Here is a 13,715-nt window from a genome sequence, read left to right on the forward strand (position 1 = left end):
TTGAAAGAGGCGGCCCGGCCCAGTGCCGGGCTTTTTCATTCCGCCCTCCCCTCCTATGTGCCGCCCTCGAGCCCTTCAGTTGCTTGAGCGAACCTCGTACCAGCCTCTCTCACTAGCTGACGCCACTCACCTGCAGTGATCAGGCCATCTTGCTCCAGAGCGTCTGCCATTTTGAGCAGTTCGTCATATTGCTCTTCGGCATCCATTCGAATCTCTGGCTCTTCGAGTAATTTTCGCCAGGCGGACAGAGCCTGCGCTTTCCGATTGTTGATCATCGTGAGTACCTGGTGGGGGTGCAACGGTAGAGATCTCCCATAGCATTGCCGTTCAGTGGCGGCGACTGACGGCGCAGCAGATGGTGGCGCTCAGCCATGAGTGCTAGAGTTCTCCCACTATTCCAGGGAGGTCGATGATGAAAATTTTGGGGTTAGCCATTTGGTTAATTGTTTGCCTAGTCAGCTTATTAGTTGGTCGTGGCTACGGCGATTTTGCAGTCCTCGCCCGAATTGTGCTTATCCCGAGCGCCGTAGCTCTGTACTTCTATCCGGCGATCTGTGCGCTTGGCGAACATCCCAAAGCTACCCCCATCTTCGCACTGAACCTCTTGGCCGGATGGACGTTTATTGGTTGGCTTGTCGCATTCATATGGGCTCTAAGCAGGCCCACACCCTTCGAGTTCGCAAGAGAAAGTGGCTTTCCTGAATCAACGCACCGCGAACCAGAACGCAAGCTCGAAACGAAAGACTGCCCTTTCTGTGCCGAAACCATCAAGGCCGCCGCCAAGAAGTGCAGGTACTGTGGTTCTGATTTGGAAAAGCAGCCCGCCTAATTAACCTTGGCGCCATCTAAAGCCCGCCAAGCGCGGGCTTTTTTGCGACCAGAAATACAGGAGAATTGAATTTTATGGGAATTCCCATTGACACTAAATATGGGCTCTCCTATATTTCGCTCATCGCAGCGACACACAGCCACTGCGAAGGGGCTCAAGAGACCCGCCGCTCTTTAACAACCCGCGCCATAAACGATTACCCGGCTCACGCTGGGAGGTCAGCCCCGGCCACACCTGTGGGGCGAGATGAAGTCAGGTGAACAAAAACGCGCTGCCACTACTGGCGACCGGCGATCCGATAGCCCCGAAAGGCTACCAACGCGCAGAACTGCGACGGCGGACGAGGTGTTGACCGAACTGGCGAATGACCTGGTAGGAGGCGCGTAATTCCCAAAGTTTTATTGATGCCGCATTTTTTAAGCGGCATCAATCCATAGCGCAGAGCACTCCTTGCCCTAAATCTCAGATGAAGGGGACAGTCAGGGAGCGCTCTGCGGTATGGATTGAACAATCGCCGAATTAGAAAAAATGAATTAGCAACTTGCCCGCTCGGTCAAGAATTATGAACGCAGTAAATCTGACGAGGTGACAGCAATGACTATCCAAGCAGAGACACTCGTGCAACTGACCGAGGCGCTCCAGCAGCGCGGAATGAATCTGGTCTCAGATGTCCACTTTACCCGCGCGCCATACCGGCATAACCACCGCTGGATTTGCACCGTAGAGTAACCATGTTCGTTGCCGGCGGCTTGGAATAAATCTCCACCGCCGGCCCCACTGCGCCGCCACACCACTTTCCCTCCATACACCCTCCGACAAATCCCGAATGCACTCCCCTCCGCGCCCAACGGCAACCAGCGGAGCGGATGAGTGCATCCGAGTTTTGTTGGATCAATCAACGATTGGAGAAAGTCATGGCCAAGAAGGTTGGCGTGAAAACTCGTAGCGCCCAAATCGGCGTTCGAATCAGTCCACGCGTTAAGTACATGCTTGACGTCATGGGTCGCATCCAGCGCCGAACCATGAGTGGAGTTATCGAGTCAGCGCTTTTGGCCTTTGTCAGGCCCAACGAAGAATGCTTGGCCAACAAAACGTGGTCAACGGATGAAAACGAACGGTTACTCAGCCTTTACCTTGCAGCGCCTCACCTTCTGTCATTCGACGAAGAGATAGAGGCGAAGCAGCTAATTGCAGCAAAGGCCACCGCCTAACTCTGGAGGCGCCTATGCACCCAAGCGTTCAACTCGGCAAAGAAGTGCGTGCAGCACTGCGCATTCGTTCCCGCATCGCTACGGAAGACCTCTACTCACTGATCGGCCGGCCACTACCGGTAACGATGCCTCGCTTCGTTGTGAAGCCGGCTGGTATTGCATTCTTCCATGTCGTGGATGGCCGCAACGGCAAAGCCCGTGGCTTCCGTCGCGATCACAACGAGGCCTGCGCTTTGGCGCGCAAGCTTGAATCCCAGGAGTAGACGATGACTGATTTCCTAGACACCGTTGAAGGGCCGGACTGGCTCCACGACGCAGTCAACTCGCTGATCTGCGGTGACAACGTCACGGCGCCGCGAGCTCACGGTAAGACGGTTGCTTTGGTGACTCCGCAAACACTGTGGGAGGCGCTGGCCGAACACTTGGGTGCACAAGAACATATTGCCCCACTGCTCACGGATAACCGCGAGTATCCGATTGAGCAGATGATCTGCGAGGTCATCGCCGACGGACGCCGCGTGCACGGAAGGGCTTATGACTTCGCTATCGAAGCATTGGGTGCGCCGAAGAACCAAAATAGCCCGACCGCTCTTCATGAGGTAGCTGAGTCACTTATCCGGCCCCATGCAAATGAATACGGCCGGGCACGCGCCGAAGAGCTTGAAGCTAGCCGCGCAGCAGACTTGGCAGAGCAGCGCAAGGCAGACGCCGCGTAAGCGTCAAGCGAGAGTTCGCTACACCGAACTCTCCGCTTTTCGTAATGCCGCAGCTTGCTTCTTCGCATCAGCCGCACGCTTTGCAACATCACGAGATAGCTCAAGGATGGTATTAGATGCGCTTTGATAGGAATAAAAAAAGCCCTTTCCTTGCGGCTCGTAAATTGTGCTTCCGCGAGCGGTATCTGCCTTGTAGATCTCCTTGATGCCCAAGGCCGTCGCCAGATTCACCATAATTTCTTCGAGGGTCGCGCGCTGATCCAGACCAGTATTTTTTATGGTCCCACCATAAAAACCACTCTGTGGTTTTGGCGCCTGAACAATCTTTGTCTTTGCCATTCCTTGACCTCGCTAATTAAGTGAATCGGGGAGTATCTCATATCCATTTTTTTGAATAGAACAGCGCTCCGCAAGGATAGCGCGGGAGGCACTTATGTCCGCTCAAAGCGTAGCTCCGGTGGCGCACGACCGAAACCTGCACGTACTTCCGCACGCAGCAACCAGCACCAGTGCTCTGGTGTTGGACGGCGATAGCCTGGACAAGATGATGCGCCTGGCCGAAGTCATGGCTACCGGCCGCGCCACGCTGCCGAAGCACTTCAACGGCAACCCGGCGGATTGTCTGGCGGTCGTCATGCAATCGATGCAGTGGAAGATGAACCCGTTCGCCGTGGCACAGAAAACGCACTTGGTCAATGGCGTGCTGGGCTACGAGGCGCAATTGGTGAATGCGGTGATCACCACCTGCGCACCGGTGCTGGATCGCCTGCACTACGAGTGGTTCGGCGCGTGGGAGAAGGTGATCGGCCAGTTCACCATCAAGAACGGCGACAAAGGCGAGTACCGCGTTCCTGGCTGGAAGCTGGAGGACGAGCAAGGCCTGGGCGTGAAAGTTTGGGCAACTTTCCGGGGCGAAGAGGAGCCTCGGGTGCTTGAGCTGCTGCTGGCCCAGGCTCGCACCCGCAACAGCACGCTCTGGGCTGACGACCCTCGCCAGCAATTGGCGTACCTCGCCACTAAGCGCTGGTCGCGCCTCTACTGCCCGGACGTGATACTCGGCGTGTACAGCCCAGATGAACTGGAAGAAACCGCACCAACTATTCGTGATGTATCACCGGCGCGTAGCGCGGCACCAGCGGAACTTCCGCCCTACCCCGACGAGAAGCTCGCGGAAAACCTGCCCAAATGGCAAACCGCGGTCGACGCCGGCCGCTCTGCACCCGATCACCTGATCGCAACCGTCAGCAGCAAATTCACCCTGAGCCAAGAGCAGATCGCCAAGATCAAAGCGCTCGCGCCAATTGAAGGAGACCAAGAATGAAAATCCACAATGTCGCTCAGGGCTCCGAAGCCTGGCACGCGCTCCGCGCTAACTACTTCACCGCCTCCGAAGCGCCGGCAATGATGGGCGCATCGAAACAGATGAAGCGTACCGAACTGCTGCACGCGAAAAAGACCGGGCTCGATCGGGACGTGTCGTGGTGGGTGCAGAAAAACCTCTTCGATAAAGGACACGAAGCCGAGGCACTTGCTCGGCCGATTCTAGAAGGACGAATTGGCGAGGACCTGTTTCCTGTCGTCGGCACCGAAGGTGATCTGCTCGCATCCCTCGATGGCTGCACAATCCTCGGCGACGTGCTGTTCGAACACAAAATGTGGAACGAGCAACTTGCTGCCGACGTTCGCGCCGGCAGCCTTGATCCGCACTACTACTGGCAGCTCGAACAGCAGCTGCTGGTAAGCGGCGCAGAGAAAGTAATTTTCGTCTGCTCCGACGGCACCGAGGAAAACTTCGTGTCGATGGAATACGCGCCGGTGCCGGGCCGCGCCGCAACGCTCGTCGCAGGTTGGAAACAGTTCCAGGCTGACCTGCTGGATTTCACTCCGGCCGAAGTGGTGCCGGAAGCCGTCGGCAAAACCCCGGAGTCATTGCCAGCGCTACGCATCGAAGTGACCGGCATGGTCACCGCCAGCAACCTGGAGCAGTTCAAAGCCCACTCGTTGGCTGTCTTTGGCTCGATCAACACCGAGCTGGAAACGGATCAGCACTTTGCCGACGCGGAGAAAGCGGTCAAGTGGTGCGGCGATGTCGAAGAGCGCCTGGAAGCTGCCAAGCAGCACGCCCTGAGCCAAACCGAAAGCATTGACACACTGTTCCGCACCATCGACGAGATCAGCGCTGAAGCCCGCGCCAAGCGCCTGATGCTCGACAAGCTGGTGAAGGCCCGCAAGCTGAGCATCCGTGAAGACATCGTCATGGATGCAGCGAAAGCGCTGCAGGCTCACATAGACCAGATCAACGCTTCACTGGGCGGCAAGGCGCGTATGCCAGCGGTGCCTGCAGATTTCGCCGGAGCCATCAAAGGCAAAAAGACGATCAGCAGCCTGCGTGACTCTGCCGACTCCGAGCTGGCTCGGGCAAAGATTGCCGCCAGCCAGATCGGGGACAACATCCGGAGTAACTTGGCCAGCCTGGACGAGCTTGCCGCCGACTACCTCTTCCTGTTCAACGACGTTCAGCAACTGGTTTTGAAAGCGAACGACGACCTGGTCGCGCTGATCAAGGTGCGGATCTCTGAACACCAGAAGGCCGAGGAGCAGAAAGCCGAAGCCCAGCGCGAGCAGATCCGCCAGCAGGAGCTGAAGCGAATCGAGGACGAGGCAAAGGCCAAGGCGCCGGTCGAACAGGCTCCAGTTGCCAGCTCGGCACCGATGAAAGCTGCGGCGCCGGTTCAGTCTGCCTCGAAACCATCGACTGCAACCGCGACGCCGGTGCACCTGCAGGCTGAAGTGTTCGATCTGGAAGCATTGATCCATGCCGTCGCTGTTGGCCAGGCCCCGATTTCGGTGCTGACAGTGGATTGGGAAAAGCTTGATGCTCTGGTGGCCGCTCAAGGCGCCAAGTTCAGCATGGCTGGCGTGAAGCTGGTCAAGGTGGCTGCATGATCAGCAACCACCTCAACCTGGTGGAGTAGCACCGGCCGGACGCTGAGTCGATCTCTGAACGAGTCGCCCAGTTCCTGGCCGCCGGCGGACAGATAGACCATCTGAAAAGTCCGCCGCGCAATCCGCTGCCACCGCCCCGCTCGAAGAAAATAGACCCTGAAACGGTCCTCAAGCGGCGCCCGAAGCCGATATCGACCGAAGAACGAAGGGCGCTGCGCAAGATGGCGGACTCGCTATGAAATCGAAACGCAAACCCAACAACGGTTTCGCCCGGGCCGAACGCAGTTGCCGGGCGCTGCTCAGCACCAATCACGTCGCGGTGGTGAACATCGATCCGAGCGGCAGCCAGATCATGGTGAACTGGAAAAACTGCCGGCAGATCCGGAGTCTGGCGATCGCCAACGCGCTCTTCGACTTCTCCTATCACTGGACGATCTACATCGCCGCCATGTGCCGCGATGAGCTGGGTACCGAGTACCTGAAGTCCACGGAGATCTCGCCGCAGGGCATGTACAAGGTCGAGCGCCTGACGGACGCGATCGAGCATTACTACCTGGAACTGCGCAACGGCTGCAACCCGAACCACATTCTCGCATCGGGCTGGATCGCCATCCCGGCCGAGATCACGCTGGAAGAGGCGCAGGCTGCAAAGCTGTTCTACGCCGCCGGCGCCTGGAATCAGGTGAAGGTCGCAGCGTGAAACGAACCACCAACCGGGCGGCCACGCGCCGCCGACAGACCTGGCTGGACTTGCCGGCCAGCGGAATTGAAGAGGTAGGCCATGGCCAAGAGCAACGCGCAATTGCAGAAGGACAAGCGCGCCAAGGAGAAGGCGTTGCTCGAGCGGATCGGCGCCGAGAAGCGCTCGCTGATTGTTTCGAAAGCGCTTGATGATGCGCTTCAGATCCTCGGCAAGCGTCACGACTTTGAAGAATGGCAGGAGACGGTTTCGACGCTGATCATCAATCTGGCAGCCGCTCCGGCTGAAGAGTCTGCTCGCTTCGCCAACATGTCGCGACCGGAAATGGTAATTAAAGAAAAGTGGTCGCGGCAGCTTGAAGAGTTCGCCGCGACCGGCGTTGAAGCCTGATTACTCTGGGAACACTTCCGATTTTGGCAATACGCCAACCACGGTCTGGCACTTCAGGTCAGCACAAACAATCATGCTGATCGCTTCTGAGGTCCTTGCTACATAGCGGTTGGAAACAGCAGTGAACTCAATGCCTGAGCATTTTGGGCAAGCTGGCTTGAACTCGTCGTCACGCATTTCTTCGATACCCATCTACTTCTCCTTGGTCCGGCCCTTTGCCGGTCACCCGTAAAACCCCAACCCAAACCAAATTGCCACCACCGGCCACCAGAGGGCGGCGCATGCATTGGAGTAATCGATTTTCTACATCTCTTCTGAGACGAGCTTGTTTATGCAGTCAGGCAGTGTTCAAGAGTATTTTTCTATCTCTCTAAACACAGCGTCAATTCCATTCTGAGAGACGCCATGTCGAATATGAGGTTTATGAGGGAGTTCGTCTTTGCCGGCAGTGACAAATGCGGAGACCGGTCCGCGCAAAACCTCTCTCGCATCGCAGAGATACTGAGTGTCGCGCATCCACTTCGGCGAGCCGGGTACTTTCCACTGATCCAAAAGTAATCTTTTAGGATTGTATTGGGTTGTGAGCATCACCCAAGAACAGTGCGATCCATCGCTCTCAATACATAAGAATGGGCGATGACCAATCACACGCTTATCTGTGCGAGGCCCGTGGTCTACTTGAGTATTTGCGAACAGCGAGTCCCCATCCAATATTGCAACATTACCAACAATAACCTCATGTGCGGCAAGCGGCATATCTATCTCCTTGATCCGGCTCCATGCCGGTCACCCGTAATACCCCATATCAACGAATCACGCCAGCCGGCGAGGATCCCGCATGCTCACAGCAATTGACTTGTTTTCTGGTTTCGGCGGATGGACGCGTGGCGGCAAGGACGCCGGGCTCAATGTCCTCTGGGCTGCTAACCACTGGCCCGAGGCGGTTGAGCGGCACACCCGCAACAACCCGGAGACCATCCACGCCTGTCAGGATCTGCACCAGGCGAACTGGGCTGACGTGCCGAAGCACGATGTGATGCTCGCCTCCCCTTGCTGCCAAGGACACACCAAGGCTCGCGGCAAGGCTGCCGGCAATCCTCAACACGACAACTCGCGATCGACAGCCTGGGCGCCGGTGCAGAACGCCGAGGCAAATCGGCCCGAGTTCGCGGTGATCGAGAACGTTCCGGAGTTCATGGACTGGATTCTGTACCCAGCCTGGGCCGATGCCATGCAGCGCCTGGGTTATGCACTGGCGCCTCACATAGTGGACTGCGCCGACCTCGGCGTCCCGCAGCACCGCGTGCGCCTGTTCATGGTCTGTTCGCGCAGCAAGGCACCGCTGCACCTGCAATTGCCCCGCTATCAGCACGTTCCGGCCCGCGAGATTATCGACTTCGACGCTGGCAAGTGGTAGCCGATCAATAAGCCAGGCCGAGCCCTGTCGACACTGAACCGCGTGAAGAACGGCCGCGAGCGCTTCGGCGAACGATTCGTGATGCCCTACTACGGCTCCGGTTCTGGTCTCACGGGTCGCAGCCTAGACCGCCCGATCGGTACTATTACGACGCTCGATCGTTGGGCAGTGGTCGACGGAGACATGATGCGCATGATCACCGCAGACGAGGCCATGGCCGCTCAGTCCTTTCCGAAGGACACGCTGCGCCCCGAGAACCATCGACTGACCCTGCACATGACTGGCAATGCAGTACCTCCCTTAGCTGGTCAGAGAATGATTGAAGCGTTGCGAGCAGCAGCATGACTCCCTCCACTGCTAAATAAGGAAGAAACCCCTTATTTGCTTTTACCAAACGCATAACCAAGAGCCAGAGTAATTATCGGAACAAAAATGGACCACACAGACTTAATACTATCGAGATAGTTAAAATCCTTATAACAAACAACCAAAGAGAAAAACAAAAAACTCATGGCTGTTGCTATAGAAAAACTCCAAGTAATAGTCATCCAAACTATGGAATTTTTTGCGTTCTCACCTGTTCCAATAGTCTCCGCGATTCTACCAGAATTGCCTGCTTTAGGCTGCGGAGCACGATTACCAATGGTTCCCGCGCTGTCAGAATGTGCCTTTGGTTCAGCCATTCGCTTCTGGCCCCATTAGCAATGTGTAAGTAATACTTCTTTCATTTTTTACTTTATCAATAGTATTAACAAAAAACGTAAATTTGATATCCCTCCCCTGAATAGTTGCAACTGTAATAGGATCCAACCTACCCTCACCAAAAGGGCTGCTGAAATTATAAAAACTAATTTTTATCCCACCACCTTCAACTTCCGATGAATATCTTGCGACACCTCCATCCTCCTTGAATAATATATCAATCGGCATGCCATCCAATAGAATCTGCGCACTGGTACCGGACAGATGAATAATCCCAGAGTTGATTATTTCATAACCATTTACAAAACTTTTAACAGCTAGCATTGAACTCCCCTCTCAAAATTAGGGCGACGTTATCTCAACTGAAATGTCAATGGTATCCCCAAGCAAAAATATTGCTACCCGCAACCTCTAAATATTGCGCCCCAAACCGAATCGACTGCCCCGGCATAGGACGCCCCATGCCCACAGAAAACCGTATCGACTGCCCTGCGCTGCACAAGCGCAGCAACATCTACCCGTTTGGTGATCGTGTCCCGCGCACGGTCCGGATGCTGAAAACCGTAACTGCCGACCCCATGCCCGGCATCGGTTTCGCTTATATCAAGGGCGATGTTCCGGTGGCTACGGTCGGCAATTCGTATCCAGTGTGGACGAACAGCCACGGCGCCGTCGCAGCAGTGATGCTCGACGGCAGGCACCTTGGCCTTCGCCCCGCAGAGTTCGAGGTCGACACCTGGCACGACCTCGCGCCAGCGCCAGCAGGGTCAGGCGTAACGCTTCAGGCCGACCGAGCCAACCGCCTGTACCTGGCCGGCCCCATGACTGGCTTCGAAGACTTCAACTTCCCCGCCTTCAACAAGATGCCCGCCGACCTGCGAGCACGGGGCTACGTCGTCGAAAACCCGGCAGAACACGGCGTCGTTGAGGGTGCGGACTGGTCGGACTACATGGCCTACGACCTGACCCGCCTCGATCTTTGCGGCCAGGTGGCGGTGCTGCCCGGCTGGGAGAACTCGAAAGGCGCCCGGCTTGAGGTGCACATCGCCCGCGAGCTCGGCATGCCGGTTGTGAGCGCCCATGATCTGGTATCGATGGAGATTGCATGAGGATCGGCTACTCTGCGTCCAGGTCCGCCCTGATGCGAGCAGCGATAGACGGCGCCCAATCCTGGCCAGTAATTTGATACGTCGAACGCTTCTTGCTGACGATTCGAACTGAATAGATATCTGCAGAAGGCGAGACAGGAGTGACAAACAAACCGATGACCTCCCCCCAAGTGGCCATTCCTGCAGGTGCTTCGGATTTAATGACGCCAGCACCTTTGTTTATCTCAACAATTGCTAAGCCGGAACTCATCGCGCTTACCGACGACTTCCATACCTCGTTGTAAGTTTTATTCCGTACTTCAACGGTCACTCCAGTGTCAGTGGGCTGCAGCCCGTCAATCGTAGAACAAGCAGAAATGCCCAGGCACGCAACACTGAAAATTGAGGCCTTAAAAAAGGTTCGCATCACAACAACCTCCTTTTAGTTGGTCGATCGTCAACGGCAGATCCGAGAAACTATAGCCGCTCCTCACCCACGCACTTCTCTTAAAAAACACCAACCTCCCCCTTCAAAGTCAGCCGCTATAACGGCAAGGAATCCGCATGTCTCAAGTAAAGGAACGGCCGATCCTGTTCTCGGCCCCGATGGTGCGCGCCATTCTGGATGGCCGGAAGACGGTGACGCGGCGGCCCGTGAAAGGCGCAGGCATGAAATGGCTTGAGGAATTCACGCCTGAGTACGTCGCAGATCCGGCGAACAGTCTCTGTCCCTTCGGCAAGCCCGGCGACAGGCTGTGGGTGCGCGAGGCCTGGGCGCGCATCCGGGTAGCTCAGGCGCCGGACCAGGAATGGGTGGTGTACCGCGAGAGCGACAACCGCACGGACTACGGTGGCCCGTGGAAACCGGGCATCCACATGTTCCGCCGCGACAGCCGCATCCTGCTGGAGATCACCGACGTGCGCGTCGAGCGGTTGCAGGACATCAGCCGTTCTGACATCCGGGCGGAAGGCCTGCAATGCCCACCGGAACTGGCCAGCGACGACGTTTCGCCGAACTACCGCGATTGGTATCCAGCAGCATGGCGAGAATTGTGGGAATCCACCGGCGGCGACTGGGAAGCCAACCCCTGGGTCTGGGTCGTAGAGTTCAAGCGGGTGACGCCATGATCGCCCTCGCCTGGTTCGCCTACGTGTACTACTACACGATGAGGTAACAAATGAAAACTACTTCCATGCCCTCACAGTTGCCCTCTGCCGTTCGCTTCCGACAGCAGCTCTCGCCCCATGATTTGAGCGAGTAGGTCTGGAGGAGATCCACCCACCTGAGTCGCCTTTGAGCCGAATACGGTTCGGACGGTGATCAGCCCCTTGTCTACCGAATATGTGACCCTATAAGTCCTCCCCTCGAATTCTATTTCTAGCGTTTTGCTCATGTGCATCTCCTGAGATTGGGCGTCGACGCATTCACATTAGATCAATCCCATAACTTAACAACAGCTTGCCGGTGTACGGCGGGCGAGGAATTCCCGTGCTCACGATTGAACAACAAATCGCGATCCTCACCGCTCCGTCCGCTCCTGCGATCGAGGTTGTTACCTTGCCACGCGCCTTGGCGGAGCAAGGTCTGAAAGCCCTCGAACAAACGAGCGCGAGCGCCAGCGACATCCTCGAGCTACGCGGCATCCTTGCCGAGCCAGCGCTGCAGCTCTGGGCGATCCACAGCGTTGGCCCGGGTGAAGAGTATCCATGCTTCAACAAGGAGAGCGCCAAACGGCGAGCCCAGGAATTACGCGACCTTGGCGAACAAATGAAGCAGGACCGCATTGCGCGAGGTGAGAGCGTCGAACATTGGCACGACTGGGTAACGAACGTAATCCCCTCACCCTGGGAGCCAGCGGGACACCTCGAAATCATGGCTGAGGAATGGATGGAGGACGCCGACCAGCTCCGCCAAGAGCTTATCAAGCTGAAAGGGGAGCACGGCGAACTCGTCGAGGTACTGAATGGAGTTCAGAAGCGCTGCGAAGGAATGGGCTACGTCGGGGTTGATGGCCAGTATCTGAAAGTCGTCCGAGCAGCCATCGCGAAAGCCACTCAGTAACCTCCGCCCACCCGGGCAAGGAAGTGCGCCATGACCATCACGAAGATCATCAAGGGCCCGCACCGCTTCGGCGGATTTTGATGGGTGATCGCTGACTGCGGCGGAAAGGTTCAGCACATCTGCCGCCGCACTGAACAACAGACTCGCGCCATCGCCCCAAGGCAGGACAGCGTGACCCTTCATTAAAACCTTCTGCCGCCGCCGGCGGCGTGGAGCATTACATGAATCAAATATTGAACGCACCGCGGTTCAACAGCAGCGACGGAGGCTAATCATGGAAGGCATTCATTTTCTATCGCATGAAGAGGTTTGCACCCTCACCGGAGCCAAAACGAAGGCCGGACAGCTGATGGTCCTCAAAAGGAATGGGATACGGCACACCATCAAGCGGAGTGGCTGGCCATGTGTGCTTGCATCAGCCTTGACCGGAGAGCCTGTAATTGCATCAGAAAAACCGAAATGGCAGCCGCGGCTGGTGGGATAAATGGGAAGAAAGCCAACGAAGCCGGACAGTGTCACACGCCTGCGAAAGCGTACGCAGCGCAGTGGCACTGTCTATTACTACTACGACACCGGCGGTAATCCGAGAAAAGAAATTCCACTAGGCAGCGATTACGGACTGGCGATCGTCGAGTACGCCAAGCTGGAGAAGACCCGCACAGCGTCAGCAATAGTTCAGACCGTGCTGACATTCGCCTACGTCGCCAATATCTATATGGAGGAAGTAGTTCCAACAAAGGCGCCGGCCACACAAAGGGACAACGCCCGCGAGCTGAAGCAACTGCTGAAGTTTTTCGATGATCCACCCGCTCCCCTAGAGGCCATCGAGCCTCAACACATCGTTCAATATCTGAGGAAGCGTGGCAAAGAAGCTCCCGTAAGGGCGAACCGGGAAAAAGCACTGCTGAGCGCAATCTGGAACTTCGCCAGGACAAGTGGCTACACATCGCTGGCGAATCCTTGCGCGGGGGTAAAAGGCCACAAAGAGACCGGTCGCGATGCCTACATCGAGGACGAGGTGCTTGCAGCAGTCTATAGCCACGCCGATCAGCCGTTGAAAGACGCGCTTGATCTGTTTTACCTAACCGGCCAGCGCATCGCCGACACATTGAAAATGGACGAAAAAGATATCCGGGACAACAGGCTTGCGGTTCAGCAAGGCAAGACGCGAGCAAAGCGGAGGATTGAGATTGTGGGAGAGTTGAAAGTTGTGATCGATCGAATCCTGGCCCGGAAGGCGGGACACAGGATCAGGACCAGTAGGCTGATTGTGATGGACAACGGCCAGCCGATGACCAGCAGCATGTTGCGAGGGAGGTTTGACGCGGCGCGCGAGGCCGCAGGAGTGGAAAAAGGAGATTTCCAGATGCGAGATCTTCGTGCCAAGGCCGGTACCGATAAAGCAGAATCGAGCGGCGACATCATGCAGGCCAAGGATCAGCTCGGGCACACAACTGTGGTGATGACGGAGAACTACATCCGAAAAAGGATCGGCAAAAAAGTCACCCCGACCAAGTGAGTTGCGGAGCAGGCTCCGAAATTGCGGAGCGAAAATGATAAGGGCCTGCATGAGTAAGCTCACGCAAGCCCTTGATATTCATGGTGCCCGAAGCCGGAATCGAACCGGCACGCCCTTACGAGCGGGGGATTTTAA

The 13,715-nt window shown here is 56.6% G+C and carries 21 protein-coding genes and 1 pseudogene; 15 read left to right on the forward strand and 7 right to left on the reverse strand.

Going from position 1 to position 13,715, the window contains the following annotated elements:
- Window positions 1-53: 53 nt before the first annotated feature.
- Window positions 54-275, reverse strand: a complete 222-nt coding sequence (locus ACODTD_RS03990; RefSeq protein WP_489104495.1) for a hypothetical protein — start codon at window positions 273-275, stop codon at window positions 54-56.
- Window positions 276-409: 134 nt separating this feature from the next.
- Between ACODTD_RS03990 and ACODTD_RS03995 the strand changes: the two genes are divergently transcribed.
- The 4 genes from ACODTD_RS03995 (at window position 410) to ACODTD_RS04010 (ending at window position 2,756) form a co-directional block, all read left to right on the forward strand.
- Complete coding sequence (locus tag ACODTD_RS03995; RefSeq protein ID WP_489104496.1) at window positions 410-829, forward strand: superinfection immunity protein; 420 nt, start codon at window positions 410-412, stop codon at window positions 827-829.
- Window positions 830-1,743: 914 nt separating this feature from the next.
- Window positions 1,744-2,040: a hypothetical protein gene (locus tag ACODTD_RS04000; RefSeq protein WP_489104497.1), complete on the forward strand. Its 297-nt coding sequence runs from the start codon at window positions 1,744-1,746 to the stop codon at window positions 2,038-2,040.
- Between the two features lie 14 nt (window positions 2,041-2,054).
- A complete protein-coding gene (locus ACODTD_RS04005) occupies window positions 2,055-2,303 on the forward strand; it encodes a hypothetical protein (RefSeq protein WP_489104498.1) in 249 nt (82 codons plus the stop codon).
- Between the two features lie 3 nt (window positions 2,304-2,306).
- Window positions 2,307-2,756: a hypothetical protein gene (locus tag ACODTD_RS04010; RefSeq protein ID WP_489104499.1), complete on the forward strand. Its 450-nt coding sequence runs from the start codon at window positions 2,307-2,309 to the stop codon at window positions 2,754-2,756.
- Window positions 2,757-2,774: 18 nt separating this feature from the next.
- Here the strand turns inward: ACODTD_RS04010 and ACODTD_RS04015 are convergent, their stop codons facing one another.
- Complete coding sequence (locus ACODTD_RS04015; protein WP_489104500.1) at window positions 2,775-3,095, reverse strand: hypothetical protein; 321 nt, start codon at window positions 3,093-3,095, stop codon at window positions 2,775-2,777.
- A gap of 94 nt (window positions 3,096-3,189) precedes the next feature.
- Between ACODTD_RS04015 and ACODTD_RS04020 the strand changes: the two genes are divergently transcribed.
- From ACODTD_RS04020 to ACODTD_RS04040, 5 genes are all read left to right on the forward strand, one after another.
- Window positions 3,190-4,077 (forward strand): RecT family recombinase, encoded by an 888-nt coding sequence (locus ACODTD_RS04020; protein ID WP_489104501.1) that lies wholly within the window; start codon window positions 3,190-3,192, stop codon window positions 4,075-4,077.
- Window positions 4,074-5,702: a YqaJ viral recombinase family protein gene (locus tag ACODTD_RS04025; RefSeq protein WP_489104502.1), complete on the forward strand. Its 1,629-nt coding sequence runs from the start codon at window positions 4,074-4,076 to the stop codon at window positions 5,700-5,702. The genes ACODTD_RS04020 and ACODTD_RS04025 overlap by 4 nt, the downstream gene beginning before the upstream one ends.
- Window positions 5,703-5,752: 50 nt before the next feature.
- Window positions 5,753-5,941 carry a hypothetical protein gene (locus tag ACODTD_RS04030; protein WP_489104529.1) on the forward strand — a complete coding sequence of 63 codons (189 nt, stop codon included), beginning with the start codon at window positions 5,753-5,755 and terminating at the stop codon, window positions 5,939-5,941.
- Window positions 5,938-6,402, forward strand: a complete 465-nt coding sequence (locus ACODTD_RS04035; RefSeq protein WP_489104503.1) for a hypothetical protein — start codon at window positions 5,938-5,940, stop codon at window positions 6,400-6,402. Before ACODTD_RS04030 ends, ACODTD_RS04035 begins: the two co-directional genes overlap by 4 nt.
- A gap of 81 nt (window positions 6,403-6,483) precedes the next feature.
- Window positions 6,484-6,792: a hypothetical protein gene (locus ACODTD_RS04040; RefSeq protein WP_489104504.1), complete on the forward strand. Its 309-nt coding sequence runs from the start codon at window positions 6,484-6,486 to the stop codon at window positions 6,790-6,792.
- Here ACODTD_RS04040 and ACODTD_RS04045 read toward each other — a convergent pair whose 3' ends face one another.
- Window positions 6,793-6,984 (reverse strand): hypothetical protein, encoded by a 192-nt coding sequence (locus tag ACODTD_RS04045; protein ID WP_489104505.1) that lies wholly within the window; start codon window positions 6,982-6,984, stop codon window positions 6,793-6,795.
- A 156-nt stretch (window positions 6,985-7,140) separates the two neighbouring features.
- A complete protein-coding gene (locus ACODTD_RS04050; protein WP_489104506.1) occupies window positions 7,141-7,548 on the reverse strand; it encodes a hypothetical protein in 408 nt (135 codons plus the stop codon).
- Between the two features lie 82 nt (window positions 7,549-7,630).
- On the opposite strand from ACODTD_RS04050, the pseudogene ACODTD_RS04055 reads away from it, so the two are divergent.
- A pseudogene (locus ACODTD_RS04055) lies at window positions 7,631-8,554 on the forward strand (DNA cytosine methyltransferase).
- A gap of 32 nt (window positions 8,555-8,586) precedes the next feature.
- Here the strand turns inward: ACODTD_RS04055 and ACODTD_RS04060 are convergent.
- Together ACODTD_RS04060 and ACODTD_RS04065 are read right to left on the reverse strand one after the other, a co-directional pair.
- A complete protein-coding gene (locus ACODTD_RS04060; RefSeq protein WP_489104507.1) occupies window positions 8,587-8,892 on the reverse strand; it encodes a hypothetical protein in 306 nt (101 codons plus the stop codon).
- Complete coding sequence (locus ACODTD_RS04065; protein ID WP_489104508.1) at window positions 8,885-9,235, reverse strand: DUF6864 domain-containing function; 351 nt, start codon at window positions 9,233-9,235, stop codon at window positions 8,885-8,887. The genes ACODTD_RS04060 and ACODTD_RS04065 overlap by 8 nt, the downstream gene beginning before the upstream one ends.
- A 137-nt stretch (window positions 9,236-9,372) precedes the next feature.
- Between ACODTD_RS04065 and ACODTD_RS04070 the strand changes: the two genes are divergently transcribed.
- A complete protein-coding gene (locus ACODTD_RS04070) occupies window positions 9,373-10,020 on the forward strand; it encodes a DUF4406 domain-containing protein (protein WP_489104509.1) in 648 nt (215 codons plus the stop codon).
- 7 nt (window positions 10,021-10,027) lie between these two features.
- On the opposite strand, the gene ACODTD_RS04075 is transcribed toward ACODTD_RS04070, so the two are convergent.
- Window positions 10,028-10,426 carry a hypothetical protein gene (locus tag ACODTD_RS04075; protein ID WP_489104510.1) on the reverse strand — a complete coding sequence of 133 codons (399 nt, stop codon included), beginning with the start codon at window positions 10,424-10,426 and terminating at the stop codon, window positions 10,028-10,030.
- A 137-nt stretch (window positions 10,427-10,563) separates the two neighbouring features.
- Here ACODTD_RS04075 and ACODTD_RS04080 point away from each other — a divergent pair, with 137 nt between their 5' ends.
- The 4 genes from ACODTD_RS04080 to ACODTD_RS04095 all read left to right on the forward strand — a co-directional run bounded on the left by ACODTD_RS04080 (window position 10,564) and on the right by ACODTD_RS04095 (window position 13,580).
- Complete coding sequence (locus ACODTD_RS04080) at window positions 10,564-11,127, forward strand: hypothetical protein (protein ID WP_489104511.1); 564 nt, start codon at window positions 10,564-10,566, stop codon at window positions 11,125-11,127.
- Between the two features lie 361 nt (window positions 11,128-11,488).
- Complete coding sequence (locus tag ACODTD_RS04085; RefSeq protein ID WP_489104512.1) at window positions 11,489-12,061, forward strand: hypothetical protein; 573 nt, start codon at window positions 11,489-11,491, stop codon at window positions 12,059-12,061.
- Window positions 12,062-12,335: 274 nt separating this feature from the next.
- Window positions 12,336-12,545, forward strand: coding sequence for a DUF4224 domain-containing protein (locus tag ACODTD_RS04090; RefSeq protein ID WP_489104513.1), 210 nt, complete (start codon window positions 12,336-12,338; stop codon window positions 12,543-12,545).
- On the forward strand, window positions 12,546-13,580 hold the full coding sequence (locus tag ACODTD_RS04095; protein ID WP_489104514.1) for a site-specific integrase: 1,035 nt from the start codon (window positions 12,546-12,548) through the stop codon (window positions 13,578-13,580).
- Window positions 13,581-13,715 lie beyond the last annotated feature (135 nt).

It is taken from the genome of Pseudomonas sp. FG35, assembly GCF_057809295.1.